Origin of the sequence: Streptomyces sp. NPDC055966 (genome assembly GCF_042269865.1) — a bacterium.
Lineage (GTDB): Bacteria > Actinomycetota > Actinomycetes > Streptomycetales > Streptomycetaceae > Streptomyces.
Genome location: NZ_JBHJYK010000014.1, coordinates 65,756 through 91,386, shown reverse-complemented (window position 1 = coordinate 91,386; position 25,631 = coordinate 65,756). Strand labels below are relative to the sequence as shown.

Here is a 25,631-nt window from a genome sequence, read left to right as displayed (position 1 = left end):
GGGCGGCGTGCATGGCCATGCGACGCGCATGGCCTGGCGACGTCGCAGGGCGCCGCAGATGGCCCAGCCGCTGTGGCGACGGCCCGGTGCCACGCACGCTCGGACGGCCGCGGCCGGGCTACGTCGGCGCCGTGTGCGCTCCGCAGGTCCCCGATGCCGCGAACGCCCGGACAAGCGCCACAGGACGCCGATTGCCGGGGCCTGCGGACAGCTCGGGCCCTGATCGATCCCGGGCCATGGCCGCCGGGCCCCGACCGGTCGCGGGCCATGGCCCGCTCGGCGGACAACCCGGGCTCTGTCCGCCCGTAGGGGTGATTGCGGCGGCCCAGGCCGTACGGTCGCCCGCGTCCCCGACGCCTTGCCCCGCGCCGTCTCCTACGCCTTCCTCTTCCTCCCCCACGCCGAGATCATCGGTGCGGTGGCCAGGTCCATGGAGCCGGTCTCGACGTGGGCCAGGTGCTGGTCGATCTCCTCGTCGGTGGCGAGTCCGGCGGCGACGAGGCGGCTGCGGATCTGACGGACGGTCGCGGCCTCCAGCGCGGTGCACGCGGGCGAGGTCATCGGGAAGTACGCGTCGGCCGCCACCTCGCTCAGCCCGGCCTCGCGGAGCAGGCGCGGCAGCCTGCGGCCGTACGAGAGGTCGGCGCCCCGTTCGGCGAGAAGCTTGCGGAAGCCCTGGCGCAGCCGGTTGGCGAGCCGCTGCTCGGGGCCGTACTCGTCGGGGCAGATCAGAGGTTGGAGGGCAGGGTCCGCGTCCTCGACCAGCAGCAGGCCGCCGGGGCGCAGCGCCTGGATCATGGACCGCAACGCCCTTTCGCGGTCCGGGACATGGACGAGCACGAGCCGGGCGTGGACCAGGTCGAAGCCCTCGGCCGGCGGTTCCTCGGTGCCCACGTCGTGGACGCGAACCTCGACCGGCGGGTGGGCCGCGGCGGCGATCAGCGAGGTGTCGATGTCGGTGGCGACGACCTTGCCGGCGGGGCCGACCTTCTCGGCGAGCCAGGACACCACGGAGGTGCCGCCGGCCCCGACTTCCCAGCAGCGCCACCCCGGTCCGATACCGAGGCCCTCGATGTGCCGGAAGGTCGTCGGGTCGAAGAGCGTGGCGAAGGCGTCGAAGCGCTGTCCCGCCTCGTTCTGCCGGTTGTCCAGAAGGTACCCGTCGGATCGCGTCATGTGAGGATCATCCCACCCGGCTTGTCCGGATCCGCCCACGCTACGAGCGCGGGAGACCGGCGGAGCCGGCCCTTTGTCCACAGGCGGGAACCAAGCGGAACCTTGCGTTCCCACAGGCTCACCCGCGTTTTGCTCTCGCCTGGCAAACTGCTCGGGCAAGGCGCGAAAAGCGTTACGCGAGGAGATCCGAGCGAGGAGACCCAGATGTCCATGGCAGGGAATCTGCGCAAGGTCACGGGACTGGGCAAAGCCTCCGGCCTGCGCAAGGTGGCGCGGCTGGCCCGGCGGCAGCCGCGCGTGGACCTGAGCCATCCCGCCAGATCACCGCTCGGGTCCTCGGTGGTCAACTGCGTGACGTATCAGGACGGCGTGCGGGTCCCGACCTGCCACGACCTCGTGGACGCCGTGAAGATGGTGCGCAAGACCGGCGAGGGCTTCGTCTGGCTGGGGCTGCACGAGCCGACGGACCGTGAGTTCGCCGGGATCGCGGAGCTGTTCGACCTGCATCCGCTGGCGGTGGAGGACGCGGTCGAGGCCCATCAGCGCCCGAAGCTGGAGCATTACGGCAACACGCTCTTCGCGGTCTTCAAGACCGTCTGCTACGTCGAGCACGAACGGCTGACGGCGACCAGCGAAGTGGTGAACACCGGCGAGATCATGGTGTTCGTCGGCGAGGACTTCGTCATCACGGTGCGACACGGCCGGCACGGCTCGCTGGGCCCGCTGCGCGAGGAGCTGGAGGCGCATCCGCACCAGTTGTCGAAGGGGCCGGCGGCGGTGCTGCACGCGATCGCCGACCATGTCGTGGACGACTACCTGAGCGTCACGGACGCGGTGCAGGCCGACATCGACCAGGTCGAGACGGACGTGTTCTCGGAGAACGGCGCTCGGCTCGACCCCGGCCGCATCTATCAGATGAAGCGCGAACTGCTGGAGCTGAAGCGGGCGGTGGTGCCGCTGAGCCGCCCGGTGGAGGACCTGGCCACCCGGCCCATACGGGTCGTCCCGCCGGAGATACAGGCCTACTTCCGCGATGTGCTCGACCATCTGATCCGGGCCAAGGAGCAGATCGCCGCCTTCGACGAACTGCTCAACTCCATCCTCCAGGCACACCTCGCGCAGGTGACCGTCGCGCAGAACGAGGACATGCGGAAGATCACCGCCTGGGCCGCGATCATCGCCGTTCCGACGATGGTGTGTGGTGTGTACGGCATGAACTTCGACCACATGCCCGAGTTGCACTGGCAGTTCGGATATCCGCTGGCCATGGCCGTCATGGCGGGAGCGTGCGTGGTGCTGTACCGGGGCTTCCGGCGCAACGGCTGGCTCTGAGCGGCACCAGGCAGCGACAGGCGGGCAGCGGCAAGCGGCACAAGCGGCGGGAGAAACAGCCGGGGAGAAGCGCCGGGGGGAGCCGCAGGGACCCGTCGACCGGCTCGACGGGCCACTCGGGTCAGCCGCTCCAGGCGGGATGGCGCGGGTCGTCGGCGCGCACCAGGACGTCCGCCGTGCCGGCGGGATCCGTCTCGGAGGCGTAGCGCTCGAAGGCGGGCAGCGTCCAGTGGTCGGCTTCCGGTGTACGGCGGCGCAGAGCGGCCGGGGAGAGGAGGAGGTGCACGGTCAGGTCGAAGGGGAACCAGTGGTGGAGCAGGAGGGGGCCGTGGAGCAACAGGATCCCGCCGGGCGGGAGTTGGACGTAGGTGCTGCGGGTGGCGCGGTCGGTGGCCGGGTCCCACAGGTCGGGCAGGACGCGCCCGCTGCCTCCGGGGTCGAGCGGCCCGAAGACCTCGCGCCACAGGGCGCCGGTGTCGAACCATCCGCCGAAGTACGACTCCGCGTCCCGCCGGCCGTGTTCGAGGCGCAGCGAGGCGGGCCGGAGGAAGCCCTCGGTACCGACCACGAGCGAGGGCCGGCCGCGCACGCGCAGCGCCTCGCCGACGCGTTCGGCCAGGTCTCCGGGGCGGGCGGCCGGGGCACCGTCGAAGCCGACGCGCGGCCAGGCGCCTCCGTCGGCCGGCTCCGCACCGGCCAGCCGGTCGGCAAGCAGCTCGGCAAGCCGGTCCCAGGTGATCGCTTCGAGTCGCACACGGCCCATGATGCCGGGTGGCCGGGAGCGGGACGGCAGCGCCTGCCTGGGACGGAGTGCCTGCCAAGGACGGGGCGCTTACCGGAACGGGACGCCTGCCGAGGACGGGGACGGGGGCGCGCTGTGGTCGGTGGCGGGCTGCTCGGCGGCGAGCGGCGGGTTCAGTCCTGGTCCGCCGCGGCAGCGGCAGCGTCGGCCGCAGCTGTCTGCCGGGCCGCCAGGAGGGACGGGAGATGGGTCTCGCTCCAGGCACGGGCCGCGTCGAGGAGCGGGATCAGGGTGCGGCCGAGAGAGGTGAGGGCGTATTCGACGCGCGGGGGGTTCTCGTCGTATGCGGTGCGGGTGATCAGGCCGTCGCGCTCCATGGCGCGCAGGGTCTCGCTGAGGACCTTTGGGGTGACCGCCTTGAGCGGGACCCGCAGTTCGCCGAAGCGGCGCGGGCCGTCCTGGAGGCAGCGGATCACCATGCCGGCCCACTTGTCGCCCACGCGGACCGGCATCACGGACGACGGACAGAGGGGGTGGAACATGTCGGGATCGAGAGGCGCGGGCCGGTCGGCGTCCGGCGTACCGGCGCCGGGCCGCACCGCGCCCGCCGTCCCCCGAGACACGTCCGGTATCCCGCGAGAGATGCCCGACATCCCGCGAGACGCGTCGGCTGCCCGCCGAAGAGCATCGGCCGTCTCCCGGGACACATCGGCTGTCCGCCGAAGACCGTCGGTCGTCCTGCAGGGTGCGTCGGGCATGCGTCGAGGGTAGCGCCGATACCGTTGAAGTAACCGGGGGTCCGCTCTCTAACGTCCTGGTCCGACACGAACAGCCGGGCAGGACACGGAGGTTGGGGATGGGCAGGATCGTGGTCTTCGGTGCTGGAGGCCGGGCCGGGCGGGCGGTGACGGCCGAGGCGCGGGCCCGGGGTCTGACGGTGACGGCGGTGGTGCGGGAGCCGGCACGGTATCCGGATCTGGGTGCGCGGGGCGTGACGGTCGTGCGCGGTGACGTCCTGGACGCCGGGTCGGTCGCCAGGGTCGCCGCCGGGCATGTCGGTGCCGTGCACGCCGTGTCACCGGCGGGCGGGCCGGACGACGGGGTCGACGCGGTGGACCCGGGGTTCTTCGTGCAGGCCGCCGACGCGCTGCTCGACGGGCTCGGCACGGCCGGGGTGACGCGGCTCGTCGCCGTGGGGCTCGGTGCGAACCTGCTCGGCACGGACGGACGGATGGTGCTGGACGACCCGGCGGCCTTCCCGTCGGCGCTGCGGCCCTTCGCGCTGGCGCACACCGCCGGGCTGGACCGGCTGCGGGAGCGCGGGGGCGGACCCGTCGACTGGGTGATGCTGACACCGGCCGGGTTCCTGGAGCACGGCGGGCCACGGACGGGGCGGTACCGCGTCGGCGGGGAGCGGGTGCCTGTCGGGGCGGGCGAGAGCGGTGAGCAGAGCGACAGTGACGGTGATGGCGATGGTGAGCCGTGGCTGTCGTACGCCGATCTCGCGGTGGCGGTGGTGGACGAGATCGAGACGCCCGTACGGCACCGTGCGCGGGTCTCGGTGTTCAACGTGCGCGACGGGAGGAGGTAGGGAGGACGGCAGGCAAGGACACGGAGTCAGGCGGCGGTGGCGGGGAAAGTACCGCGTATGGGCCTTCCCTCGATGCCAACTCCCCACTCCCCCGGGCGGCTTGTGGTCGTCCAGAGCGCCAAGCGCAAGCGCTGTTCCGGCTGCCGGGGCGGGCCGCTGTCGCTGCTCGTGCTGGAGGACGGGGCACCGCGCTGTCTGGACTGTGCCGACCTCGGGCACCTGGTGTTCCTGTCGCGCGGTGACACGGCGCTGACCCGCAGATCGCGGGAGGAGAGCGCGCTGTCGGCAGTGGTGGTGCGCTTCAACCGGCGCAGGAGTCGCTACGAGCGGCAGGGCGTGCTCGTGGAGGAGGAGGCGCTGGCCCGGGCGGAGGCCCGTTGTCTGGCGGACGCCGAGGCCCGGCGCCGGCGGCGGGCGCGGGACGCGCGGCGCAGGGCGGTGGAGGACGAGCGGTTCGTGGCGGCGTTCGCGGCCGAGATCCTCCGGCTGTTCCCGCGCTGCCCGGCCGAGCGGGCCCGTGCCGTCGCGGCGCACGCGTCCGTGCGGGGCAGTGGGCGGGTCGGGCGCAGTGCGGCGGGGCGGGCGCTGACGGAGGGGGCGGTGATCTCGGCGGTCGTGGCGGCCGTGCGGCACGTGGACACGCCGTACGACCAGTTGCTGATGAGCGGGGTGCCGCGGTACGAGGCACGGCGCCGGATCGCCCCGGCCGTGGAGGCGGTGCTGCGGGCGTGGCAGGGCGCGGACACGGACGTCGGATGAGCGGGAGAGGACGAGCGGAGGGAGGGCGTTCGAGGGAGACGCCTGCTTATGGAGGCGGGCGGTTCGGCCATGGTCGGTGCGCCGTCCTGGGCGTCGGCTGGAGGTGACGGTGCTGCCGGGCCCGGCCCGGTGGGCGGGACGAGACGGGATGAGGGCGTGGGGATGATCGACGGGCCGTTCTTCGTGCTGGTCGTGGCGGGTGTTCTCGGCACCGGGCTGATGGCCGGGGTCTTCTGTGCCTTCTCGGTCTTCGTGATGCGGGGGCTCGCGGCGTTGCCGCCCGCACAGGGGGTCGCGGCGATGAAGGCGATCAACGTGGCCGCGGTGCGGCCCCCTTTCATGACGGTGTTCGGGGGCGCGGCGGTGCTGAGCGCGATGATCGCGGTGGTGACGTTCGTGGTGTGGCCGGGCGACGGGACGGTCGAGCTGCTGCTGGGCAGCGCGCTGTATCTGTTCGGCTCGTTCGGACTGACGGTGGTCGCGAACGCGCCCCGCAACGACAGGCTGGCCCGGTTGACCGCGGGTGCGCCGGAGGCCGCGGTGTACTGGCCGGTGTATGTGCGCGAGTGGACGTTCTGGAACCACGTGCGTACCGCCGCCTCCGCCGCGTCCGCCCTCGTCTACGTCCTGGCCCTCACCTGACCTGCCCCACCGCTGGCCGACCGCCTGACCCGCCCCTCCCCCGGACCCGTCTCCGAGGGCGCGCGGGAAAGCGCTCTCCGCCGCTCTGCGCGGTCCACGGTACGGACGTATCGTGGCCGGAAGAGTGCCGGAAGAGTGGCGACGATCATGGCCGATCCCAAGGGTTTCATGACCACGCCGCGCCAGGAGTGGCCGCGGCGGCCCGTCGAGGAACGGGTACGGGACTGGGACGAGGTGTACGTCCCGGGCGCGCTGCTGCCCATCATCAGCAAACAGGCCGACCGCTGCATGGACTGCGGCGTCCCCTTCTGCCACGACGCGTGCCCGCTGGGGAATCTGATCCCCGAGTGGAACGACCTGGTCTCGCGGGAGGACTGGCGGGCGGCGAGCGACCGGCTGCACGCGACGAACAACTTCCCCGAGTTCACCGGGCGGTTGTGCCCGGCGCCGTGCGAGGCGGGGTGCGTGCTGGCGATCAACCAGCCGGCCGTGACCATCAAGAACGTCGAGTGCGCGATCGCCGACCGGGCCTGGGAGGAGGGTTTCGTCCCGGCACGGCCGCCGGAGCGGCTGTCGGGGATGACGGTCGCCGTCATCGGCTCCGGGCCCACCGGGCTTGCGGCGGCGCAGCAGCTGACGCGGGCCGGACACACGGTCGCGGTGTACGAGAGGGACGACCGGCTCGGCGGGCTGATGCGGTACGGCATCCCCGAGTTCAAGATGGAGAAGCGCCATCTGGAGCGGCGGATCGGGCAGATGCGGGCCGAGGGGACCAAGTTCCGCACGTCGACGGTGGTCGGGCGGGATGTCGGGGCGGTGGAGCTGCGCGGGCGGTACGACGCGGTCGTCGTCGCCACGGGGGCCACGGCGTGGCGGGAACTTCCGGTGCCGGGCCGGGCGTTGGACGGAATACACCAGGCGATGGAGTATCTGCCGCTGGCCAATCGGGTGTGCGAGGGGGATCTGGAGGTATCACCGCTGTCGGCGGCCGGGCGGCACGTCGTGATCGTCGGCGGCGGGGACACGGGAGCGGACTGTCTGGGTACCGCGGTGCGCGAGGGGGCCGCGTCCGTGACCCAGCTGGACATCTACGCGCAGCCGGATGCCGAGCGGGACGAGGACACCGAGCCGTGGCCGACGTACCCGAAGGTCTACCGGCTGTCGGCCGCGCACGAGGAGGCACGGGATCTGCGTACGGCTCCGGCGGCGGACGCGGACGCGCGACTGTTCGCGGCGTCCACGCTCCACTTCGCCGGGGACGAGAGCGGGCGGGTGCGGTCGCTGCACGTGGTGGAGGTCGACGAGCGGCGGGAGCCGGTGGAGGGCACCGGGCGGACGCTCCCGGCCGACCTCGTGCTGCTCGCCCTCGGGTTCTCCGGGCCGGACCAGGAGGACGGGATGATCGCGCAGTTGGGGCTGGCGCTCACTCCGCGCGGCACGATCGCCCGGGACGACGGCTTCGCGACCAACGTCCCCGGGGTGTTCGCCGCCGGGGACGCGGCACGCGGCCAGTCGCTCATCGTCTGGGCGATCGCGGAGGGCCGGGCGGTGGCGGCGGCCGTCGACCACTATCTGACGGGCGCTTGGCGCCTGCCCGCGCCGGTCTCTCCGGGAGACCGGCCGATGAGGGTGTAGCCCTCGGCCGACGGTTGTCGTGACCGTTCGTCGTTCCCGGCTGTGCCGGTGGACGGTCCGGCACCACCGGGACGCGCCGTGCACCGTGCGCCGTCGTGGTGGACCGGCGCGACGACGGGCGGGCGGTCAGCCCTTGCGCTCGTCCGTGCCCGCCACCTTGCCCGTCGACAGGGCGACCCGGTTCCAGGTGTTGATCATGAGGATCAGGGCGAGGACATGGGCCAGTTCCTGCTCGTCGAACCGGGCGGCGGCCTCGGCGTAGACCGTGTCGGGGACGCCTCCGCCGGCGACCAGGGTCACGGCCTCCGTCAGGGCGAGGGCGGCCTGTTCCTTCGCGGTGAAGAAGTGCCGTGCCTCGCGCCAGACGGCGACCATGTGGAGCCGGTCCTCGCTCTCGCCGGCCTTGCGGGCGTCGTTGGTGTGCATGTGCAGGCAGTAGGCGCAGTGGTTGAGGTGCGAGGCGCGGATCTGGATCAGCTCGACCAGCGCGGGGTCGAGGCCCTCGCGGGCGGCGGCGTCGAAGCCGACGATGGCGCGGAAGACCTTCGGCGCGGACCTCGCGAGGTCGAGTCGGGTACGGGCGGCCCCGGCGGCGGTGACCGCGCTGGTCACATGGGCGGTGTTGGTGATCGTGTGCGTCGTCATGGCTTCAACCTACGAGCCGGAAAGACCGGTTGTAGGGTGCATTTTCATGACGGAATCGTGGGTCAATCCGGCCGAGCGGATCGGCGTCGACCTGCATCTGGAGCTGTCGGGTCCGGGCGGTCGGCGGGCCGCGCTGATCCGGGCGCTGCGGGAGGCCGTGCGCAGTGGGCGGCTGGCTCCGGGCACCCGCCTGCCGCCGTACCGCTCGCTCGCCGCGGATCTGGGCGTGGCCCGCAACACGGTGGCGGACGCGTACGCCGAGCTGGTCGCGGAGGGCTGGCTGACCGCCCGGCAGGGGTCGGGCACCCGGGTGGCCGACCGGGCGGAGCCGCTGCGGGGTGCCGTACGGACACCGGCGAGAACGCCCGTACGCGCGCGTGGGACGCGGCACGACCTGCGGCAGGGCGCGCCGGACGCGTCGGCGTTCCCGCGGGCAGCGTGGGCGGCCGCGTACCGGCGGGCGGTGCAGGTGGCGCCGAGCGAGGCGTTCGGGCCCGGGGATCCGGCCGGGCGCCGGGAGCTGCGCGAGGCGCTGGCGGAATATCTGGCACGCGCGCGTGGAGTGCGCACCGAGCCGGACCGGATCGTCGTCTGCTCGGGTTTCGCGCACGCGCTGCGGCTGCTGTTCGGGCAGGGCGCGGGCGGAGTGCTGCGCGGTCCGCTGGGTGTGGAGGCGTACGGGCTGGGCTTCCACCGGGAGCTGCTCGCGACGGCCGGGGTGCGCACGGTGCCGCTGCCGTTGGACGAGGACGGCGCGCGCGTGGACGCCCTCGGGCGGGAGCGGGCCGTGCTGCTCACGCCCGCGCACCAGTTCCCGACCGGAGGGCCGCTGCACCCGGAGCGCCGGGCGGCCGTGATCGACTGGTCACGCGCGCGGGGGACGGTGGTGCTGGAGGACGACTACGACGGAGAGTTCCGCTACGACCGCAGGCCCGTCGGCGCGCTCCAGGGCCTCGATCCGGAGCGTGTGATTCATATCGGCTCGGTCAGCAAGAGCCTGTCGCCGGCGCTGCGGCTGGGCTGGATGGTGCTGCCGGAGCGGTACGTCGGGCCGGTGCTCGCGGCGAAGGGTGAGCGGGAGGCCTGGGCGAGTGTCCTGGACCAGCTCGCGCTCGCGGAGTTCATCGTCTCCGGGGCGTACGACCGTCATGTGCGGCGCATGCGGCAGCGCTACCGGCACCGGCGCGACCGGCTCGTGGCCGCGCTCGCGGCGCACGCGCCGCACGTCGAGGTGACGGGCCTCGCGGCCGGTCTGCATGCCGTTCTGCGGCTGCCGCCGGGCACCGAACGGTCGACGGTGAAGGCCGCCGCGTGGCAGGGCGTCGCCCTGGACGGCCTCGCGGCGTTCCGTCATCCGCAGGGCGAGCCGACGGCGGGCGACGGGCTGGTGGTCGGGTACGCGGCCCCCGCCGAGCACGCCTACGGCGCGGCGCTGGAGGCGCTGTGCGCGGTGCTGCCACCGGGGTGAGGGACGGCGGCGCGGGCGAGGGGGACGCCGGCCGGACGGGGCTTCTCGACGGCGGCCACCGACTTCTGTGGGGTGGCCGACTCCTGCGGGGCGGCGCCGACTCCTGCGGGACGGAGCCGGCCGACGCGCGGGTCGTCATCAGGCGGCTACCAGGGGGCGGGACGAGCAAGGTTCGGGGGGATGACCGAGGCCAAGGGCAAGGTCAAGAGCAGGGTCAAGTCGGTGCCAGGGTAAGGAAGTCGGCTGAACAACGAGAAACAGGGGCAGGCTCAGGACAGCAGGAAGTCGGCCTCCCCCGCCTTGGCGCCCTCGATGAAGGCGGTCATCTCGTCCGTGGTGTAGATCAGCGCCGGCCCGTCCGGGTCGGTGGACTGGCGTACGGCGATCCGGCCGTCGGCCAGCTTCATCGCCTCCAGGCAGTTGCCGCCGTTGCCGCCGCTCCAGGGCTTGTGCCACCCCTCGCTGCCCAGCTCCCGCGCGGGCATGCCGTTGTAGACGTGTCCGCGCGGCTTGATGCGATCCATTCACAGCTCCTTGCGGAGATCCTGGAGGATCTCCTTCGTGCGTTGTGCCGTAGCGGCCTGCGCCGCCATGCGGTCCATGACCTCAAGGTGGGTCGCCACCTCGGTGCGCGCGTCCAGGTAGACCGCGCCGGTCAGGTACTCGCTGTAGACCATGTCCGGCAGTTCTGACATGGCAAATCGGAACAGCACGAAGGGCCCGTACGTCCCCGGGTGCGGCCCGTGGGCGAACGGGGCCACCTGGAGCGTCACATGGGGCAGCTTCGTCGCCTCCAGCAACTTGTCGATCTGCGCGCGCATCACCTCCGGGCCGCCGACCTGCCGGCGCAGGGCGGTCTCGTCCATCACCGCCCAGAAGCGGGGGGCGTCGGAACGGCTGAGCAGGCTCTGACGTTGCATGCGCAGCGCGACGTGCCGTTCGATGTCGTCCGGGCTGGTCTGGCCGATGGCACCGGACTTCAGCACACCGCGCGCGTAGTCCTCGGTCTGGAGCAGGCCGGGGACGAAGTGCGGCTCGTACGAGCGGATCAGGCCGGCCGCGCCCTCCAGGCTGACGTACATCGAGAACCAGCCCGGCAGGATGTCGTGGAACCGCTGCCACCAGCCGGGCTTGTTGGCCTCTTCGGCGAGCTGGACGAACACGTCGGCCTCGTCGTCCGGCACGCCGTACGCCTTGAGCAGCAGTTGCAGGTACGGGATCTTGAGAGCGACCTCGGCCATCTCCATACGGCGGACGGTGGCGGGGGCGACGCGCAGCACGCGGGCGGCCTCCTCGCGCTTCAGCCCGGCGCGTTCCCGCAGGTCCAGCAGGCGCCGGCCGAGGACCACCTGGCCCACCGTCGGCGCGGACCGCGGCTCGCTCACGCTGTCACCTCCACGGAATCCACCGAAAGCCCCACCACTCCACCTGACACCGCGCTCTCTCCCGACAGCCCTGCGGCGCCATTCGAAGACTCATTCGAAGACCGGGGCGGATCTCCGATGACCCCAATTGGCGCCGCTCGACGTGCTGTTGCGAGCAGTGTGCCACGGCCTCTGACCGAGTCACACAGCACTCTGCAATTTTCAGAGTGACACTTGCCAAGTGTTCACGGCGGGGAGATAGTGGCAAGCGTGATTCCGTCCGCGCCCTTAGGAACAGATGCCGCCGCAGACCGTTCCGGTCTCGGTGCCGCGTCGGGAGCGGCCCCCCGGTGGGGCGCTGCCGAGCGCCGGTTCCGCTTCGAGCTGGCCGCACATCCGGGTTCCGTCGCCCAGGCGAGACGCCTGGCGCATGCCCGGCTGACCGGCTGGTCCGTCGGCGCGGACACCTGCGACAGCGCGGTCCTGGTCATTTCCGAGCTGGTCACGAACGCGATCGTGCACACCGCGAGCAGCCATGTCGTGTGCGAGCTGCACGATCACGAGGACATCGTGCGCATGGCCGTCCTCGACGAGGGCTGCGCTCCCGGCGAACCCCACCCGTCCCCGCAGCGGCCGGACGAGGAGCACGGGAGGGGATTGTTTCTCGTCGACGCGTTGTGCCGGGCCTGGGGTGCGCAGGAGCACGGCTCCGGCCTGCTGGTCTGGGCCGACCTGCCGCGCCAGAGCGACGCGGCCCACGACACCGCCGAGCCGTGCAACGACCTCGGCTGGGGTGCTCGCCCGAAGCCGGGCCGGCCTGCCGACACCCGCGAGGACGGCCCGGCCGGGGCCAGTCACGAGGACGCGGAGCGCCCCGCCGACGAGGTCCACGGGAAACGCGGGATCCCCGAGCAGCCCCGCCGCGACGACCGCATGTCCGCGGAGCCGCTCGGCCGTGGGAGCGAGGGGACTCCGGAACAGTCGCCGTCCCGGTCGCCCGAGCGGCAGCACCGGCCCGCGACGGCCGAGTACCGGGTGCACCCGGTGTCCGAGCAGCACCGCCTCGGGATATCCGAGCAGCACCGGCACGGCGTGTCGGAGCCCCACCAGCACCGGTCCCCGGACCGCCCTCGGCACCAGCCGCTGCACCGGGCCCCCGAACAGCGCCGCACCGGGGAGCGGCCGTGACCGGCGGCGGACCCGACAGCACGGGCGCGGAGCACAACGGCCCGGCTTCCGGCGCCGGTTCCGGCTCCGAGCGCGCGATCGGTCTCGACACGCTCGTACGGCTGCAACGCCGGCGGCCCGTCCCGGACGCACCCCGTCGGCTGTTGCTGCCCGAGGGCATGACGGCCCCGCTGGGCTGTGACGCCGTGGCCGTGCCGGACCGCCTCGGCCCGCTGGTCGTACCGCGGCTGCCCCGGCTGGGCTGTGTGTACACCGACGGCGCGCAGTGGTGGTGGATCGTTCCGTCGGACTCCGACTACGCCCTGCCCTGGCCGGCTCCGGCCCGGTACGCCCCCGGCGCGCTGGTCACCGGACCCGCGCGGCTCGTCCACCGCCCCGAGGGCACGGTCCCGTACACCCCGCCGATCCCGCTGTACCTGGCCCTGTGCCGGGTGCTCGGCACGGCCCCGGACTGGTCGCGGGCGGTCTCGGCGTAAGCCCCCTGCGTCCGAACCTCCGGGCGGTCACTCCGAGCCGTCGCCGCCGCGCACGATCACCAGGAACGTGTCCGTCGCGAGGTCCATGACGACCTCGGCGGGCAGGCCTTCCATACGCCGCGCGTACGCGAACTCCTCCGCGGGCCAGGATCCCCGCGGACCGCCGGCGGGAAAGCGCTCGAGCACCGTTCGCCCGTTCACCATCGCGCACCTCCAGAAAGCGTCACTCTTGGAGGAGTTAACGCCCTGGGGACGGCGAACGCTTCGCTCAGTGATGGCACTGAGACATTACCTACACTCGTTCGGCGCGAATCAGAAAAACCCGTTCACGTTACGGCATGAAGCGCACACGTTGCGTAGGCGAATCGCATGCTTCGTGTCAGTAGTCGTACTCGTCAGTCGTACTCGTCGTGCAGCCGGAGCCGGTCGCTGCCGGCGGGGCTGCGGCCCAGCGCGGTGAGGTCGAGCAGGCCGGCGATGGTGCAGGCGCCGTCCAGCCCGTCGTCGAAGGCCGAGTAGGTGTGGAAGACCCGGTCGTGGTCGCGCAGGAAACAGCTGATGCCCGCGCGCTCGACCGGGCCCCGGTCCGACTCCACGGTGGCTTCGAAGTCGCGGTTGAAGTCGCCGTTGGACGCCGCGTACGAGTACCAGGGCACCGCCCAGCCCATCCGTGCCTTGAACGGCAGGATGCGGGTGAACGGGGCCCGGGAGACGGACGCGAACGCGGTGTTCCGGGCGCGCAGATGGGCGAGGTGGCCGAGCTGGTCCAGGAAGGCCGAGCAGCACGGACAGCCGGTCCGCCACTCCGGGGCGAACATGAAGTGGTGCACGATGAGCTGGGACCGGCCCTCGAAGAGGTCGAGGAGGGTGGCCTTGCCGTCGCCGCCCTCGAAGACGTACTCCGTGTCGACCTCGACCATGGGCAGCCGCCGCCGCTGCGCGACGAGTGCCTCGCGCGCCCGTCGGACCGCCTCCTCGTTGCGCAGCAACTCCTCGCGCGCCGCGCGCCACTGCTCGCGCGAGACGATCTCCGGAAGCGACATGGGCCCTCCTGTCCGACGGTCGGTTCGGGGTGGTGACCGTCGCCGGGAGCGGAACTCATCGCTGTCCGCGAAGAATTTTCCGGCACCTTCGGCGGCACGCCGAGGCAGCAGTGGACGCCACGTCCGATCACGTCGGGCAGGTGTCGGCCGACGCATGCCACCGTACGGCTACGCGGCGGCGGGCAGCGGCACCTCGATCCCCTGGAGTTCCAACTCGCCCAGAGTGTCCCGCAGTTGCTTGACATGCCGGAGAGTGAGGCGGCCGGTGTCGTCGAGGTGCACGGCGCAGGCCGTGGTCGTGTCGACAAGTCGCTCCAGAACGTCCGCGACGGCCTCGGTGCCCGCGGAGTGCCGGGCCAGGGCGGGCAGTTCGGCGGCGGCGAGCGCGATGGCGGTGCGGGCCTCGGCGAGGGTGCGGTAGGCCTCCCGGCGCAGCGCCCAGCGCTCGGCACGGGCGTCGAAGGACTCGCCGGCAGCGCGGGTGGCGGGCTCGCCGAGGTCGCCGGACTCGCCGAGGACATGCACGAGGTAGGCGTGCGCGGCGCTCCCGGCCGCCGCGAGCCGGGCCCGCACCCCGCCGCCCCGCTCCCCCGGCATCGGAAGGTGCCCGACGACGAGCACGAGCGCGCAGGCGAGCAGCGTCTCGCCGATCCGGCCGGCGGAGGCCTGCGGTTCGCCGCCGACCATGACGAGGGCGAGGACGAGGACGGTGACGACGGCGGTCAGCGCGGCGAAGTGCCGGGTGGCGACCGGGACGAGCGCCCCGCAGACCGCGACCAGCGCGATCAGCCCCGCCGGGCGCGGCAGCACCGCGGCGAACCCGGCGAACACCAGGGCGCCCAGCACGGTCCCCGCGGCGCGGCACAGCACCCGGGAGGCGAGCGGCCCGAGGTCGGGCTTGACGAGGAAGACGGCGGTGGCGGGCAGCCAGTACCAGTGCTGGTGCTGGCCGTACCAGCGAGTGTGGTGCAGCGCCTGGGCGATGGCGGCGCTGGCCCCGAAGCAGAGGGCGACGCGCAGCCCGTACTCGCGCCCGCCGGTGCCGAACGCGGCGCGCAGGGCGTCCCGGCGGCCGCGTCGCCGGGCGGGCAGCCGCTGGTGCGGGCCCTCGGCCCGGTCGAAGGCCTCGGCGGCGCGCAACAGAGCGTCGTCCAGGGCGCGCAGGGCGGGTACGGACCGGCTGGGGGCGGGCAGCGGGCCGGTGCCGGTATTGCCGCGGACCGCGGCGGCGAGCCTGCGGGGCCCCTCCGCGGCCCGCGCGGAAACCGGCTCCCCCGCCCAGAACAGGGCGGTGGCGGCCTCGGCGAGGGGCAGCGCGGCCACGTACTGGGCGTGCAGCCGGCGCTCGGCGGCGGAGCTCGCGAACCGGCGCAACCGGGGTCCGGCGAGGGCGTCCTGCGCATGGTCGAGCGCGGCCGTCAGCGCGGCCCGCCGGGCGGTGGCGAGGTCACCGCCCACGGCGTCGAGCAGATCGGCGACGGCGCCGTACACGTCGGCGACCGCCTCCCGCTCCCCGTCGAACCGGAAGTCCCCGGCGAGTGAACCGGGCGTGGGCAGCGCGAGCCGCAGCAGGATCAGCCAGCCGGCCCCGGCGAGGAAGGCGAGCGCGCGCTGCCAGCCGCTCGCGGCCGCGGGCATCCCGGCGCCGAGCGCGGCTCCGACGAGCAACTGCGTCCCGGCGGCGGAGGCGACGGGCCCGACGGCACTGATGCCGCCGGCGACCAGCCCCAGCAGGGTGAGCACCAGGGTGAGCGGTACGGCGGCCAGCCCCTGCCCGGCGTACGTCCCCGCGAGCAGCCCCAGCGCACCGGCCAGCGCGGGCACCCCGAGCCGCCTGACGGAGGCGCGCCTGCTGCCGGGGCGGTCGTTGATGCCGGCGAGCATCGCGGCGATGGCGGCGAGGACACCGCTGGGCAGCCGGTCGGCCAGCAGCCCGGCGAGCAGCAGCGGCCCGGCCGCGAGCGCACCCCGGGTCACCGCGCTCCAGGGCACGGGACCGCGCTGGGCGCGAAGGGCGTGGGCGAGCCAGAGGGGTGCGGCGGGCCGGGACACGGGGCTCCTGTTCGTCCGAGGGCGGGGTGGCATGGGCCGGGTCGGGGTGGGGTGCCTTCGGACGACGGCGGCCGGCGGACCGTGCTTCCACGGTAGGGCGAGTTCGCCGGGCGAGCGGGGCGATCACGTTTCGGGGAGGTGAAAGGTGCCCGGAACGCCCGGTTTCTTTATGAACGCAACGCCCCGACTGCCCCGACTGCCCCGACTGCCCCGACTGCCCCGATGAAACGGTTCCGGCCGCCGTTACTGCCGGGCTTCCGCCAGGACTTCTCCGGCCTGGACGACGGCGTGGACGAGGGCCTCGGGCTCGGCGCGCAACGCGCCCGCCACGGCGTCGATCCCGCGCAGCCCGGCCCGCTCCAGCAGCCGCTTCTCGTTGGTCACCCACTCCCCGCGTGCCGCGAGCACGCCGTGCGCGGCCTGCGCGGCGGCCGTGGCGAGGGCCCCGGCGGTCTCGGTGAGGCGGCCGTGCGGGGCGTGGTGGGTCCTGGCGTAGTCGAGGGTGGCGCGGGCCGTGCCGTGCCAGCGCTCGGCGGCGCTCACGCGCAGCTTGTCCGGATAGCCCGCCGGGCGCGGCAGTTGGCCGCGCAGCACCTGGTTGACGGCCAGTTCCGCCACGAGCAGGTAGGTGGGGATGCCGGCGAGATGGAAGAGCAGCGGCTCCACCCGGAACCGGCCCTGCGTCGCCTCGGCCAGCTCGTGCTCGACCACGTCGAGGTCCCGGTAGTGCACGTCGACCCGGCGCCCGTCGACCTGCAGCCAGGCGCCGCCGTTGAACACGCCGCCGCCCCAGCCCCCGACCTCGGACACCTCCCCCTCCCAGCCGACGGCCCGCAGGTCGTCGGGGTCGAAGGAGCCGCGGTAGTAGACCGCCATGTCCCAGTCGCTGTCGGGGCGGTGGACGCCCTGCGCGCGGGAGCCGCCGAGGGCGACCGCCCGGACGGTGGGGAGGGCGGCGAGACGGTCGGCGGTGACGGCGAGGAACTCGCGATCGGAGCACTCGGGATCGGGAAACCGGGGACCGGGAGACCCGAGATCGGGGAACTTGTGGTCCGGGGACTCACGGCCCGGGACCTCACGGCCCGGGGACCCACCGTCCGCGGGCTCGGCGTGGGAAGAGCTGGGCATGCCCTTCAGCCTGCCGCAGCCATCCCGAAGTCCGCACCCGAGATTTCCGCGAGCCCCTCCTTGGTGCGTCGCAACGGCGTACGCAGCGCGGCGAGTCGACCTCGCCTCGCCCGCACCGCCCCGTGCGGGCTCCGCGCACCCGTTGTCCGACAAGCCGAGGGTGCGGTCACCGCAAACCCACGAGGGCGGCGAGACCCTGCCCTCAGGCGCCGGCGGGGCCCGGCGCGCTCAGGGGTGTCCAGAACGCCGCCGCCAGAAGCACGACGCGTCCGAAGAGGGACCACGCGCACCCAGGGCCTCCGGCGCCGGACCCGGAGTCCCGATCGAGCATGTTGACCGACGCGGTGACGGCCCACCTGGTGGTGAGCCCGCACAACACCATGCCCAGGAGAACCGTCACGACAGTGACCTGCTGAAGCCCTCGTCCGACGGTGGATCGCCCGGCGCAGGTGGGGCGGCTGGGCGTGCTCGCGGATCCCTCGCCGCTGCCGGCCGGGAAACCGGGATGCGTCGGTGCCGTCGGACGCGGATGATCGGGAGGCGTCGACCGCCACCCCAGGAGCCGCCATGATCCGCCGAGTGAACGCACCCGGCCTCTTCCCGCCGCCCGCCTATGCGCACGCCTCGGTGGTGGAGACGGGCACCAGGCTCGCCTTCCTCGCCGGCTCGGTGCCGCTCGACGAGAAGGGGGAGATCGTCGGCCCGGGCGACCCCGTACGGCAGGCCGAGCGGGTGCTCGCCAATCTGCGGGAGCAACTGCGCGCCGTCGGCAGCGACTTGGAGCATGTGATCGCCACCGACGTGTACGTGGTCAGCGGCGATACGGCCGACCTGTCGGCGGTGTGGGACGTGGTGGAGGCCTCGGGGCTGAGCACGGGGCCGCACTCCTCGACGCTGCTCGGTGTCACCTGCCTCGGATACCCCGGGCAACTGGTGGAGATCACGGCCACGGCCGTGGTGCCCACGAAGACGGACGATCAGGTCGTCGCGAGCGCCGTGCCGACCAGGACCGACAAACCGGATGTGGCGGGTGTGGCGGATGTCGTGCTCCGGCGGGCCGTCGCGGGGGACGCCCGGGCCGTCGCCGACGTCTGGCTGCGCTCCTTCACCGCCGCGCTGCCCACCGTCGTCCGGCCGCGCTCCGACGACGACGTCCGGGACTACTTCGAGAACGTCGTCGTACCGGCGCGGGAGACCTGGCTGGCGGAGGCGGCCGGCGGCGGGGTCGTCGGGGTGATGGTCCTGCACGAGCAGGAGCTGTCCCAGCTGTACCTGGACCCCGCGTGGCGGGGCCGGGGCATCGGTGACCGGTTCGTCGCGCTGGCCAAGGGGCGCAGCCCGGGCGGGCTGACCCTGTGGACCTTCCAGGTCAACAAGCCCGCCCACCGTTTCTACGAGCGGCACGGCTTCACGGCCGTCGAGTTCACCGACGGGAGCGGGAACGAGGAGCGGGAGCCGGATGTGCGGTACGTCTGGCAGCCCCAGGACTGACCCCTACTGATCGGTGCGGGGCCGCCCCCAGCTCCGCTCCTTGGGCAGCGGCTTCTCGTAGCTGCCCGCCCGGCTGGTCGTCAGGCCAAGGGCCACCAGGGACTCGGCCAGCCGGACCGCCGCGGCCACGCCGTCGACCACCGGCAGCCCCAGCTTCTCGCCCACCGTCCGCTGCAGGCCCGTCATCCCGGCGCAGCCCAGCACCAGGACCTCGGCGCCGGCGTCCCGGGCCCGCTCGGCCGCGGACAGGAACGCCGACTCGGTGCGGCCGGGGTCCTCGGCGAGGTCGAGGACGCCGAGGCCGGTGCCGACGACGGCGGCGCAGTTGCGGGCCACCCCGGCGGTCTCCAGGCTGTCCTCGATCTGGCCGAGGGAGCGGTCGAGGGTGGTGACGACGCCGTAGCGGCGGCCGAGCAGACAGGCCAGATGGGCGGCGGCCTCGGTGATGTCCACGACCGGGACGTCCACCAGCTCCCGTACTCCTTCCCGGCCGTGCTCGCCGAAACCGGCCAGGACGACGGCGTCGTACGCGGGACCGTCGTAGGTGCGCAGGGTGTCGAGGACGGCCGCCGCCGAGAGGTAGCTGTCGAGCCAGCCCTCGGCGGACGCGGGGCCCCAGGCAGGGGTCAGACCGGTGACGGTGGTGCCCGGGCCGGCGGCGGCCCGGGCACCTCGCACGATCTCCTCGGTCATCTCCTGCGTGGTGTTGCAGTTGGTGACGATGATCCGCACGCTCGTCAGACCTCCTCCGTCGTACGGACCGCGCGGTCACGCCGGTTGAGCAGCGCGTAGAGACCGGCGCCGAGCGCGGTGCCGATGAACCAGGAGTACGGCGCCACGTCGCTGAAGCTCTTCACCAGCGCCAGCACGGCCGCGACCGCCGCGGAGGGCAGGAACGCCCACAGCGCCCGGGGGTTGACGCCCTTGCGGTAGTGGTACGGGCTGCCCGGCCGGGCGTCGAACAGCGCGTCGACGTCGATCTTCTCGCGCTTCACCCAGTAGTAGTCGATCATGATCACGCCGAACAGCGGGCCGAGGAAGGCGCCGAGGCCGCCGAGGAAGTAGTTGACGACCGTCGGGTTGGAGAAGAGGTTCCAGGGGGTGACGACCAGCGCGGCCACCGTGCTGATCATGCCGCCGACCTTGAAGGTGATCTTCTGCGGCCAGACGTTGGCGAGGTCGTACGCCGGGGAGACGAAGTTGGCGACGATGTTGACGCCCATGGTCGCCACCGCGAAGGCGAACGCGGCCACGACCAGCACCCAGGTGTTGCCCACCTTGGCGACCAGCTCCGCCGGGTCGGTGATGGCCTGCCCGAACGCCTTCAGCGAACCGGCCGTGACAATCACCGAGACGACGACGAAGGCGGTGGAATTGACGGGCAGGCCCCAGAAGTTGCCGCGCCGGACGGTCCTGTTGTCGGGTGCGAAGCGGGAGAAGTCGCAGAAGTTGAGCATCAGCGTGCCGTAGGTGGCGAGGATCAGGCCGATCGCGCCGAACCACTGCCGCCATTGTTCGCCCGTGGACACCGGGTGCGGGGTGGAGGTGAGCGAGATGCTCCAGCCGGCCTTGGCCAGGACCCAGACCGCGAGCGCGATCATCACCAGCCAGATCACCGGGCCGCAGAAGTCCTGGAACTTGCGCACCGCCTCCATGCCCTGGCTGATGATCACCCACTGGAGCAGCCAGAGCGAGACGAAGGAGATCCAGCCCAGCGCGTCCAGGCCGAGGAAGGAGTGGTGGGTGAGGGACGCCAGGCCCGGCCAGGCGGCGAGCAGCATCACGTTGACGGCGACGGAGGCCAGATAGGTCTGGATGCCGTACCACATGATGGCGATCACGGCTCTGATCAGCGCCGGGATGTTGGCGCCCCAGATGCCGAAGCTGATGCGGCTGACCACGGGGAACGGCACGCCGTGGCGCTGGCCGATCTTCCCCATGCGGTTCATGCCGATGTAGATGAGCACGAAGCCGGCGAGCAGGGCCGTGAAGACCTGCCAGACGTTCATGCCGAGGACCAGCAGGCCTGCGGCGAAGGTGTAGTTGCCGAGGTTGTGGACGTCCGACATCCACATGGCGAACAGGTCGAAGACCTTCCAGTTCCGCTGCTTCGCGGGGGCGAGGTCCTCGTTGACGAGGCGCGGGTCGGGGACGAACGCGGTGGCGCCGGTGGCTTCGGCGCGATCGGCGAGGGACACGGGGCCTCCAGGGGCAAGGGGGAGACGGAGGACGGCAGCCGTTTGGTATACCAAACTCCCGTCATGGTCCCGCCGTCAACCGTTCGGACCGATGTCGTTGCCGTTACAGCCCCGTAAAAGCGCCGCCGGGTCGGCGAAGATGGGCTCATGACCCCCACGACGGCCTCTGCGACGACGAAGACCGAACCCCTCGGCGCGGTGCGCGAACGCGTGCTGGCGAGCCTGCGGGAGGACATCATCGCCGGGCGCCTGGCACCCGGTGACCGGCTCGTCGAACGGGAGCTGGCCGAGCGGTTCGGCGTCTCACGCGTGCCGGTGCGCGAGGCGATCCGCGCACTGGTCGCCGAGGGTTTCGTCCTGTTCGAGTCGGCCCGGCGCACGGTCGTGCGGCGGCTGACCCCGACCGACGTCCGGGAACTCTTCGAGCTGCGCGAGGCGTTGGAGGTGTACGCGGCGGGGCTGGCGGCGAGCCGGGTGACGCCGCAGGCCCTGGCGGAGCTGCGCGCACTGCTGGACCAGGCGGCGCGGGCGACGAACGAGGGGGACGCCGAGGCGATCACGGACATCAACACCCGTTTCCACGACCGCATCCGCGCCCTGGCCGGCAACAGCCTGCTGATCTCGGTCATGGAGCCGGTCGACGGCCGCCTGCGCTGGCTCACCCGCCAGAACGAGGAATGGCCCCAACTACTCGGTGAACACCGCGAGTTGTACGACGCCATCGCCTCCGGCGACCCGGACCGCGCCCGCGCCCACGCGCTGGACCACGTCCGCGCCAACTACCGCTCGACGGTCCGGCACCTGTTCGGGGACGACGCCGTCTGACCGAGGCGCGTTACCGGTCACGGCAGTCCCGCCGTCCGCGCCGCCGTGCGCAGCACCTCGCGCAGCATCTCGGGGGTGAGCCTGCCGGTGAACGTGTTGCGCTGGCTGACATGGAAACAGCCGAAGAGGTCGAGGCCGTCGAGCGCGACCCGGGTGCCGTGGGCGAAGGCCGGGCGCGGCCGGGGTACGGCCCAGCCCGCCTCGGCGAACGCGGGCAGCGCGGCCTGCCAGCCGAAGGCACCGAGGACGACGGCGGCTCTGAGCGTCGGGCGCAGCAGCTTCAGCTCCTGGACCAGCCAGGGGCGGCAGGCGTCGCGCTCGCCGGGCGTCGGCCTGTTGGCGGGCGGCGCGCAGTGCACGGGCGCGGTGACGCGGACGCCGTACAGCTCCAGTCCGTCGTCGACGCTGACCGAGGTGGGCTGCGAGGCGAGCCCCACGTCGTACAGCGCCTGGTAGAGCACGTCCCCGGAGCGGTCGCCGGTGAACATGCGGCCGGTGCGGTTGCCGCCGTGCGCGGCGGGGGCGAGACCGATGATCACCAGCCGGGCGTCGGCCGGGCCGAAGCCGGGCACCGGTCGCCCCCAGTACGTCCAGTCGGCGAACGCGGCCCGTTTCGTCCGGGCCACCTCCTCGCGCCACTCCACCAGCCGGGGACAGGCCCGGCAGTCCGCGACGCGCCCGTCGAGCCGGGCGAGGGCAGCGCTGTCGTCCATACCGTCACCGTATGCCCCCGCGCGGGGCGCGGTTCAGGCGAACGCGGCTGCCGGCGCCACGAAGACGCGGATCAGCAGGTCGACGTCGGCCTCGATGTCGACGTCGCCGTCGCCGTCGCCGTCGATGTCACCTGTCCGCCCCGGCCCGGTCCTGCGCCGCGAGGCTCGCGTAGTTCTCCACGAACGCGCACATCGCCACGACCGTGTTGCGCAGCTCCGACAGCAGCACGCGCTCGTTCGGGGCATGCAGATTGCACAGGTTGTCCTGGGCGCCGAAGAGCAGCACCTCCGCGTCCGGCGCGGCCCTGGCGAGCCCGTTGACCAGCGGGATCGAACCCCCGGTGGCGATGTACGCCGGCTCGGTGCCCCATGCTCGCGCAAGCGCGTCGAGCGCCGCCCGGTAGGCCGGACCACCGGTGACGGCCTCGAATCCCGGGCCGGTGCCGCCGGGGGTGACGGTGAGCGGCACGCCGTACGGTCTGAGCACCCGCAGATGCTCGGCCAGCGCCGACAGCGCCTCGCGTGGATCCTGCCGGGGGTGGAAGCGCAGGTTCAGCTTGGCCCGGGCGTACGGGACGACGGCGGAGGCGGCGTGGTCGACGCTCGGGGCGTCGAGCCCGATGACCGTGATCGCCGGGCCGCTCCACAACCGCTCCCCCAGCGTCCCGCTCCCCATGAGCGGCAGGTCCTCGCCCACCCCGGCCAGCTCGCGGAACTCGTCGTCGGTGTACCCGGCCCCCGACCACGGCTCCCGCCACAGCCCCTCCACCGCGACGTCGCCGTGCACGTCATGCAGCGTCGCCAGCGCCTTGAGCAGGACGAGCAGGGCATCGGGGGCGGCCCCGCCGAACTCACCGCTGTGCCGGGGCTCGGCCAGGGTACGGGCCTCCACGATCACATCGGCGGTCCCGCGCAGCCCGGTGGTCAGGGTCGGGGTGCCGGGCCGCAGATTTCCCAGGTCGGCGATCACCATCGCGTCGCACGCGAACCGCTCCGGATCGGTCGGCGGGTATGCGTCGAACGGACTGCCGTACTCCTCCTGTCCCTCGAAAACGATCTTCACCCCGACCGGCGGCCGCCCCTCGTACGCCCGCAGCATGCCGAGGTGTGCGATGACGTTCGCCTTGTCGTCCGCGATGCCACGGGCGCGCAGCCCGCCCTCGATCGGCGTGGGCTCGAACGGCGGCGACAGCCACAGCCTCTCGTCACCGGCCGGCTGGACGTCGTAGTGGGAGTACAGCAGGACGGTCGGCGCGGCCGGATCCGGCGGCGGAATCTCCGCGAAGATCACCGGCGCGGTGCCGGGCAGATCGATCCGCTCGATGTGCTCCACGCCGACGCCGCGCAGCATTTCCACGAGCAGATCGTGCGCCGCATGCACCGGCTCCTCCGGATAGCCGGGATACGCCACGGAGGGAATCTCGGCCAGCCGCACCAGATCGGCGCGCAGCCCCTCCATCAACGCATCCACCCTGCCCGCCGTGTCCACGCCACCTCCTGCGCTCGGGTCCGGTCAACGACAACAGCCTCTGGGGTACACCGGTCCGACGCATCCGGGGTGAGCCAGGGGGGTGCGGCCGGCGAGCGGCGAGGGCAGCCCCTCGCACTCCTCGCGCTGTGGAGCGCGCCCCGGAAAAACACGGCCGGCTCGGTCCGCCCGGGGAGTTAAGGTCGGGACATGGCTTCCGAGGATGCGGACGACACCGTGAACCGTGAGACCGCCGGGCCGGGGGGAACGAGCCCCGCCCCGAACACCTCCGGCTCCGGAACACCGGCCGCCCACCCCCTCGATCCCGAGATCACCGCCGCGGTGGCCGCCGCCGAGGCCGCGGGGCCGTCGACCGGCGAATCGGTCCGGATCGACAGCTGGATCTGGGCCGTACGCCTGATCAAGACGCGCTCCCTCGGTGCAACCGCCTGCCGGGGCGGCCACGTGCACGTGAACGGCGAGCGGGTGAAGCCCGCACACTCCCTGCACGTCGGCGACGAGGTGCGTCTGCGGCACGAGGGCCGGGAACGGGTCGTGATCGTCAAGCGCCTGATCCGCAAGCGGGTCGGCGCCCCCGTGGCCGTCCAGTGCTACATCGACAACTCACCGCCGCCCCCGCCCCGCGATGCCATGGCCCCGGCCGGCCTCCGCGACCGGGGCACCGGCCGCCCCACCAAGCGAGACCGCCGCGAGATGGAACGCCTCCGCGGCCTCGGCAGCCTGCCCGGCGCCCCGAGCGGCCTCGCGGGACCAAGAGGCTTCTCCGGCCCTGGAAGCTTCGCCGGCCTCGGCGGCTTCGCGAAGCCTGATGGCTTCGCCGGACCCGGTGGTCCGGGCGGCCCGGGTGGCGCCGGCGAGCGCGGTGGACGGGGCAGCCGTGGTGGCTCCGGTGATGCGGGCGGGCGGGGCACGTCCGGGGGAGCCGGCGGCCGTGCGGACCGAGGTGGCGGATCGGGCAGGCCCGGCGGAACCGGTGGGCGGGATCAGGCCGGTGGATCCGGTGGGCGTGGTGGATCGGGTGGGCGCTCTCGGGGTCGGTGATCCGCCGCCCGTCTCTCCTCCCGTCTCCTCCCCTCTCTCCTCTCGGCTCGCCTCCCTGCTCACCCCCGCCGAACCAGCCCCAGCAACGCACGGTTGGACCCACGGCGCGCCCAGGCGATCGCGATGAGCGGCACCATCAGGATCACCGGGGTCGCCGCGTTCTGGCCGTGGAAGGCGGTGAGCTGGACGACGAACGCGCCCACCATCAGCGCGCTGAGGGCGATCGCAGCCACGGACTGGAGCAGCGGTATCAACAGGGCGACGGCTCCGGCGAGTTCGAGCGCGCCGATGGTGTACATGGCCCCGCCGCCCCAGCCGATCTTGTCGAAGGACTCGACGGCGGAGGGGTGTGCGATGAGCTTGGGCAGGGCACTCGCGATGCCGTAGAACAGGGCGAGCAACACCTGCACCGAGCGCAGCGCGACCCCGGCCCATCGGGCCCGGCCGGTGTGGGTGCCGACGGAGGACGCGGACGTCGTGGCGCTGGCGGAAGCGGCAGTCTGGGACATGAGGGTCTCCTGGGTGAAGCGGTGCTGTGTGCTTTCACCGAGGTAGACCCGACGAGTCCCGGAAACTCATCGCTCATCGCCTCCGCCTCTCCGCCCTACCGCCTCTCCGCCCACCGCCGGTGCC

Annotated in this window: 26 protein-coding genes and 1 pseudogene; 12 read left to right on the top strand and 15 right to left on the bottom strand. The window is 73.0% G+C overall.

Annotation, left to right across the window (positions count from 1 at the left end; all coding sequences use genetic code 11):
• Window positions 1-375: 375 nt before the first annotated feature.
• Window positions 376-1,176, bottom strand: coding sequence for a methyltransferase domain-containing protein (locus ACFC8N_RS27880; RefSeq protein WP_356021262.1), 801 nt, complete (start codon window positions 1,174-1,176; stop codon window positions 376-378).
• Between the two features lie 204 nt (window positions 1,177-1,380).
• Between ACFC8N_RS27880 and corA the strand changes: the two genes are divergently transcribed.
• Window positions 1,381-2,508, top strand: a complete 1,128-nt coding sequence (gene corA, locus ACFC8N_RS27875) for a magnesium/cobalt transporter CorA (RefSeq protein WP_356021260.1) — start codon at window positions 1,381-1,383, stop codon at window positions 2,506-2,508.
• Window positions 2,509-2,629: 121 nt separating this feature from the next.
• On the opposite strand, the gene ACFC8N_RS27870 is transcribed toward corA, so the two are convergent.
• Both ACFC8N_RS27870 and ACFC8N_RS27865 read right to left on the bottom strand, forming a co-directional pair.
• Window positions 2,630-3,271: a uridine kinase gene (locus tag ACFC8N_RS27870; protein ID WP_356021257.1), complete on the bottom strand. Its 642-nt coding sequence runs from the start codon at window positions 3,269-3,271 to the stop codon at window positions 2,630-2,632.
• 152 nt (window positions 3,272-3,423) lie between these two features.
• A complete protein-coding gene (locus ACFC8N_RS27865) occupies window positions 3,424-3,882 on the bottom strand; it encodes a winged helix-turn-helix transcriptional regulator (RefSeq protein WP_376290999.1) in 459 nt (152 codons plus the stop codon).
• Between the two features lie 224 nt (window positions 3,883-4,106).
• On the opposite strand from ACFC8N_RS27865, the gene ACFC8N_RS27860 reads away from it, so the two are divergent.
• The 4 genes from ACFC8N_RS27860 (at window position 4,107) to ACFC8N_RS27845 (ending at window position 7,877) form a co-directional block, all read left to right on the top strand.
• Complete coding sequence (locus tag ACFC8N_RS27860; protein WP_356021255.1) at window positions 4,107-4,841, top strand: NAD(P)H-binding protein; 735 nt, start codon at window positions 4,107-4,109, stop codon at window positions 4,839-4,841.
• 72 nt (window positions 4,842-4,913) lie between these two features.
• Window positions 4,914-5,600, top strand: coding sequence for a DUF2293 domain-containing protein (locus tag ACFC8N_RS27855; protein WP_376290779.1), 687 nt, complete (start codon window positions 4,914-4,916; stop codon window positions 5,598-5,600).
• Window positions 5,601-5,762: 162 nt separating this feature from the next.
• Entirely contained in the window at window positions 5,763-6,242 is a 480-nt protein-coding gene (locus tag ACFC8N_RS27850; protein ID WP_376290776.1) for a DUF1772 domain-containing protein, read from the top strand.
• 147 nt (window positions 6,243-6,389) lie between these two features.
• Window positions 6,390-7,877: a glutamate synthase subunit beta gene (locus ACFC8N_RS27845; protein WP_362819128.1), complete on the top strand. Its 1,488-nt coding sequence runs from the start codon at window positions 6,390-6,392 to the stop codon at window positions 7,875-7,877.
• Window positions 7,878-8,003: 126 nt separating this feature from the next.
• Here the strand turns inward: ACFC8N_RS27845 and ACFC8N_RS27840 are convergent, their stop codons facing one another.
• Window positions 8,004-8,522: a carboxymuconolactone decarboxylase family protein gene (locus ACFC8N_RS27840; RefSeq protein WP_376290774.1), complete on the bottom strand. Its 519-nt coding sequence runs from the start codon at window positions 8,520-8,522 to the stop codon at window positions 8,004-8,006.
• Between the two features lie 46 nt (window positions 8,523-8,568).
• Between ACFC8N_RS27840 and ACFC8N_RS27835 the strand changes: the two genes are divergently transcribed.
• A complete protein-coding gene (locus ACFC8N_RS27835; RefSeq protein ID WP_376290771.1) occupies window positions 8,569-9,990 on the top strand; it encodes a PLP-dependent aminotransferase family protein in 1,422 nt (473 codons plus the stop codon).
• Window positions 9,991-10,259: 269 nt separating this feature from the next.
• On the opposite strand, the gene ACFC8N_RS27830 is transcribed toward ACFC8N_RS27835, so the two are convergent.
• Both ACFC8N_RS27830 and ACFC8N_RS27825 read right to left on the bottom strand, forming a co-directional pair.
• The gene (locus ACFC8N_RS27830) at window positions 10,260-10,514 is read right to left on the bottom strand and encodes a DUF397 domain-containing protein (protein WP_071382716.1); all 255 of its coding nucleotides are present in this window, start codon (window positions 10,512-10,514) and stop codon (window positions 10,260-10,262) included.
• Window positions 10,515-11,375: a helix-turn-helix transcriptional regulator gene (locus ACFC8N_RS27825; protein ID WP_356021242.1), complete on the bottom strand. Its 861-nt coding sequence runs from the start codon at window positions 11,373-11,375 to the stop codon at window positions 10,515-10,517.
• Between the two features lie 249 nt (window positions 11,376-11,624).
• Here ACFC8N_RS27825 and ACFC8N_RS27820 point away from each other — a divergent pair, with 249 nt between their 5' ends.
• Window positions 11,625-12,542: an ATP-binding protein gene (locus ACFC8N_RS27820; protein WP_376290768.1), complete on the top strand. Its 918-nt coding sequence runs from the start codon at window positions 11,625-11,627 to the stop codon at window positions 12,540-12,542.
• Window positions 12,543-12,619: 77 nt separating this feature from the next.
• The gene (locus tag ACFC8N_RS27815; protein ID WP_356021354.1) at window positions 12,620-13,018 is read left to right on the top strand and encodes a hypothetical protein; all 399 of its coding nucleotides are present in this window, start codon (window positions 12,620-12,622) and stop codon (window positions 13,016-13,018) included.
• Window positions 13,019-13,045: 27 nt separating this feature from the next.
• Here the strand turns inward: ACFC8N_RS27815 and ACFC8N_RS27810 are convergent, their stop codons facing one another.
• The 4 genes from ACFC8N_RS27810 to ACFC8N_RS27795 form a co-directional block, all read right to left on the bottom strand.
• Window positions 13,046-13,222, bottom strand: coding sequence for a hypothetical protein (locus tag ACFC8N_RS27810; protein WP_356021240.1), 177 nt, complete (start codon window positions 13,220-13,222; stop codon window positions 13,046-13,048).
• A gap of 191 nt (window positions 13,223-13,413) precedes the next feature.
• Window positions 13,414-14,061 (bottom strand): DUF899 domain-containing protein, encoded by a 648-nt coding sequence (locus tag ACFC8N_RS27805; RefSeq protein WP_356021238.1) that lies wholly within the window; start codon window positions 14,059-14,061, stop codon window positions 13,414-13,416.
• A gap of 168 nt (window positions 14,062-14,229) precedes the next feature.
• A complete protein-coding gene (locus ACFC8N_RS27800; protein WP_376290764.1) occupies window positions 14,230-16,146 on the bottom strand; it encodes an FUSC family protein in 1,917 nt (638 codons plus the stop codon).
• Window positions 16,147-16,356: 210 nt separating this feature from the next.
• Window positions 16,357-17,241, bottom strand: a complete 885-nt coding sequence (locus tag ACFC8N_RS27795) for a nucleotidyltransferase domain-containing protein (protein WP_376290761.1) — start codon at window positions 17,239-17,241, stop codon at window positions 16,357-16,359.
• 567 nt (window positions 17,242-17,808) lie between these two features.
• Here ACFC8N_RS27795 and ACFC8N_RS27790 point away from each other — a divergent pair.
• Window positions 17,809-18,141, top strand: a pseudogene (locus tag ACFC8N_RS27790) (RidA family protein); the annotation flags it as partial.
• Window positions 18,142-18,273: 132 nt separating this feature from the next.
• Window positions 18,274-18,732, top strand: a complete 459-nt coding sequence (locus ACFC8N_RS27785; RefSeq protein WP_376290997.1) for a GNAT family N-acetyltransferase — start codon at window positions 18,274-18,276, stop codon at window positions 18,730-18,732.
• 3 nt (window positions 18,733-18,735) lie between these two features.
• Here ACFC8N_RS27785 and ACFC8N_RS27780 read toward each other — a convergent pair whose 3' ends face one another.
• Together ACFC8N_RS27780 and ACFC8N_RS27775 are read right to left on the bottom strand one after the other, a co-directional pair.
• On the bottom strand, window positions 18,736-19,464 hold the full coding sequence (locus ACFC8N_RS27780) for an aspartate/glutamate racemase family protein (protein WP_376290758.1): 729 nt from the start codon (window positions 19,462-19,464) through the stop codon (window positions 18,736-18,738).
• A 5-nt stretch (window positions 19,465-19,469) separates the two neighbouring features.
• The gene (locus ACFC8N_RS27775; protein ID WP_362819133.1) at window positions 19,470-20,930 is read right to left on the bottom strand and encodes an NCS1 family nucleobase:cation symporter-1; all 1,461 of its coding nucleotides are present in this window, start codon (window positions 20,928-20,930) and stop codon (window positions 19,470-19,472) included.
• A gap of 147 nt (window positions 20,931-21,077) precedes the next feature.
• Here ACFC8N_RS27775 and ACFC8N_RS27770 point away from each other — a divergent pair, with 147 nt between their 5' ends.
• On the top strand, window positions 21,078-21,755 hold the full coding sequence (locus tag ACFC8N_RS27770; protein ID WP_356021225.1) for a GntR family transcriptional regulator: 678 nt from the start codon (window positions 21,078-21,080) through the stop codon (window positions 21,753-21,755).
• 17 nt (window positions 21,756-21,772) lie between these two features.
• Here the strand turns inward: ACFC8N_RS27770 and ACFC8N_RS27765 are convergent, their stop codons facing one another.
• Together ACFC8N_RS27765 and ACFC8N_RS27760 are read right to left on the bottom strand one after the other, a co-directional pair.
• The gene (locus ACFC8N_RS27765; RefSeq protein ID WP_376290753.1) at window positions 21,773-22,468 is read right to left on the bottom strand and encodes a uracil-DNA glycosylase; all 696 of its coding nucleotides are present in this window, start codon (window positions 22,466-22,468) and stop codon (window positions 21,773-21,775) included.
• 127 nt (window positions 22,469-22,595) lie between these two features.
• Window positions 22,596-23,957 carry a M20/M25/M40 family metallo-hydrolase gene (locus ACFC8N_RS27760; RefSeq protein ID WP_356021222.1) on the bottom strand — a complete coding sequence of 454 codons (1,362 nt, stop codon included), beginning with the start codon at window positions 23,955-23,957 and terminating at the stop codon, window positions 22,596-22,598.
• 189 nt (window positions 23,958-24,146) lie between these two features.
• On the opposite strand from ACFC8N_RS27760, the gene ACFC8N_RS27755 reads away from it, so the two are divergent.
• The gene (locus ACFC8N_RS27755) at window positions 24,147-24,998 is read left to right on the top strand and encodes an RNA-binding S4 domain-containing protein (protein ID WP_376290751.1); all 852 of its coding nucleotides are present in this window, start codon (window positions 24,147-24,149) and stop codon (window positions 24,996-24,998) included.
• A 59-nt stretch (window positions 24,999-25,057) separates the two neighbouring features.
• On the opposite strand, the gene ACFC8N_RS27750 is transcribed toward ACFC8N_RS27755, so the two are convergent.
• A complete protein-coding gene (locus ACFC8N_RS27750; protein WP_376290750.1) occupies window positions 25,058-25,507 on the bottom strand; it encodes a DoxX family protein in 450 nt (149 codons plus the stop codon).
• Between the last annotated feature and the right edge of the window lie 124 nt (window positions 25,508-25,631).

Excerpts from the sequence above, each read along its gene's own strand:
- ACFC8N_RS27750 (WP_376290750.1), bottom strand. The coding sequence starts at position 25,507 with ATGTCCCAGACTGCCGCTTCCGCCAGCGCCACGACGTCCGCGTCCTCC.
- ACFC8N_RS27870 (WP_356021257.1), bottom strand. The coding sequence starts at position 3,271 with ATGGGCCGTGTGCGACTCGAAGCGATCACCTGGGACCGGCTTGCCGAG.
- ACFC8N_RS27850 (WP_376290776.1), top strand. The coding sequence starts at position 5,763 with ATGATCGACGGGCCGTTCTTCGTGCTGGTCGTGGCGGGTGTTCTCGGC.
- ACFC8N_RS27810 (WP_356021240.1), bottom strand. The coding sequence starts at position 13,222 with ATGGTGAACGGGCGAACGGTGCTCGAGCGCTTTCCCGCCGGCGGTCCG.
- ACFC8N_RS27765 (WP_376290753.1), bottom strand. The coding sequence starts at position 22,468 with ATGGACGACAGCGCTGCCCTCGCCCGGCTCGACGGGCGCGTCGCGGAC.
- ACFC8N_RS27835 (WP_376290771.1), top strand. The coding sequence starts at position 8,569 with ATGACGGAATCGTGGGTCAATCCGGCCGAGCGGATCGGCGTCGACCTG.
- ACFC8N_RS27800 (WP_376290764.1), bottom strand. The coding sequence starts at position 16,146 with ATGCCACCCCGCCCTCGGACGAACAGGAGCCCCGTGTCCCGGCCCGCC.
- corA (WP_356021260.1), top strand. The coding sequence starts at position 1,381 with ATGTCCATGGCAGGGAATCTGCGCAAGGTCACGGGACTGGGCAAAGCC.
- ACFC8N_RS27770 (WP_356021225.1), top strand. The coding sequence starts at position 21,078 with ATGACCCCCACGACGGCCTCTGCGACGACGAAGACCGAACCCCTCGGC.
- ACFC8N_RS27830 (WP_071382716.1), bottom strand. The coding sequence starts at position 10,514 with ATGGATCGCATCAAGCCGCGCGGACACGTCTACAACGGCATGCCCGCG.
- ACFC8N_RS27805 (WP_356021238.1), bottom strand. The coding sequence starts at position 14,061 with ATGTCGCTTCCGGAGATCGTCTCGCGCGAGCAGTGGCGCGCGGCGCGC.
- ACFC8N_RS27755 (WP_376290751.1), top strand. The coding sequence starts at position 24,147 with ATGGCTTCCGAGGATGCGGACGACACCGTGAACCGTGAGACCGCCGGG.
- ACFC8N_RS27795 (WP_376290761.1), bottom strand. The coding sequence starts at position 17,241 with ATGCCCAGCTCTTCCCACGCCGAGCCCGCGGACGGTGGGTCCCCGGGC.
- ACFC8N_RS27840 (WP_376290774.1), bottom strand. The coding sequence starts at position 8,522 with ATGACGACGCACACGATCACCAACACCGCCCATGTGACCAGCGCGGTC.
- ACFC8N_RS27880 (WP_356021262.1), bottom strand. The coding sequence starts at position 1,176 with ATGACGCGATCCGACGGGTACCTTCTGGACAACCGGCAGAACGAGGCG.
- ACFC8N_RS27845 (WP_362819128.1), top strand. The coding sequence starts at position 6,390 with ATGGCCGATCCCAAGGGTTTCATGACCACGCCGCGCCAGGAGTGGCCG.
- ACFC8N_RS27855 (WP_376290779.1), top strand. The coding sequence starts at position 4,914 with ATGCCAACTCCCCACTCCCCCGGGCGGCTTGTGGTCGTCCAGAGCGCC.
- ACFC8N_RS27860 (WP_356021255.1), top strand. The coding sequence starts at position 4,107 with ATGGGCAGGATCGTGGTCTTCGGTGCTGGAGGCCGGGCCGGGCGGGCG.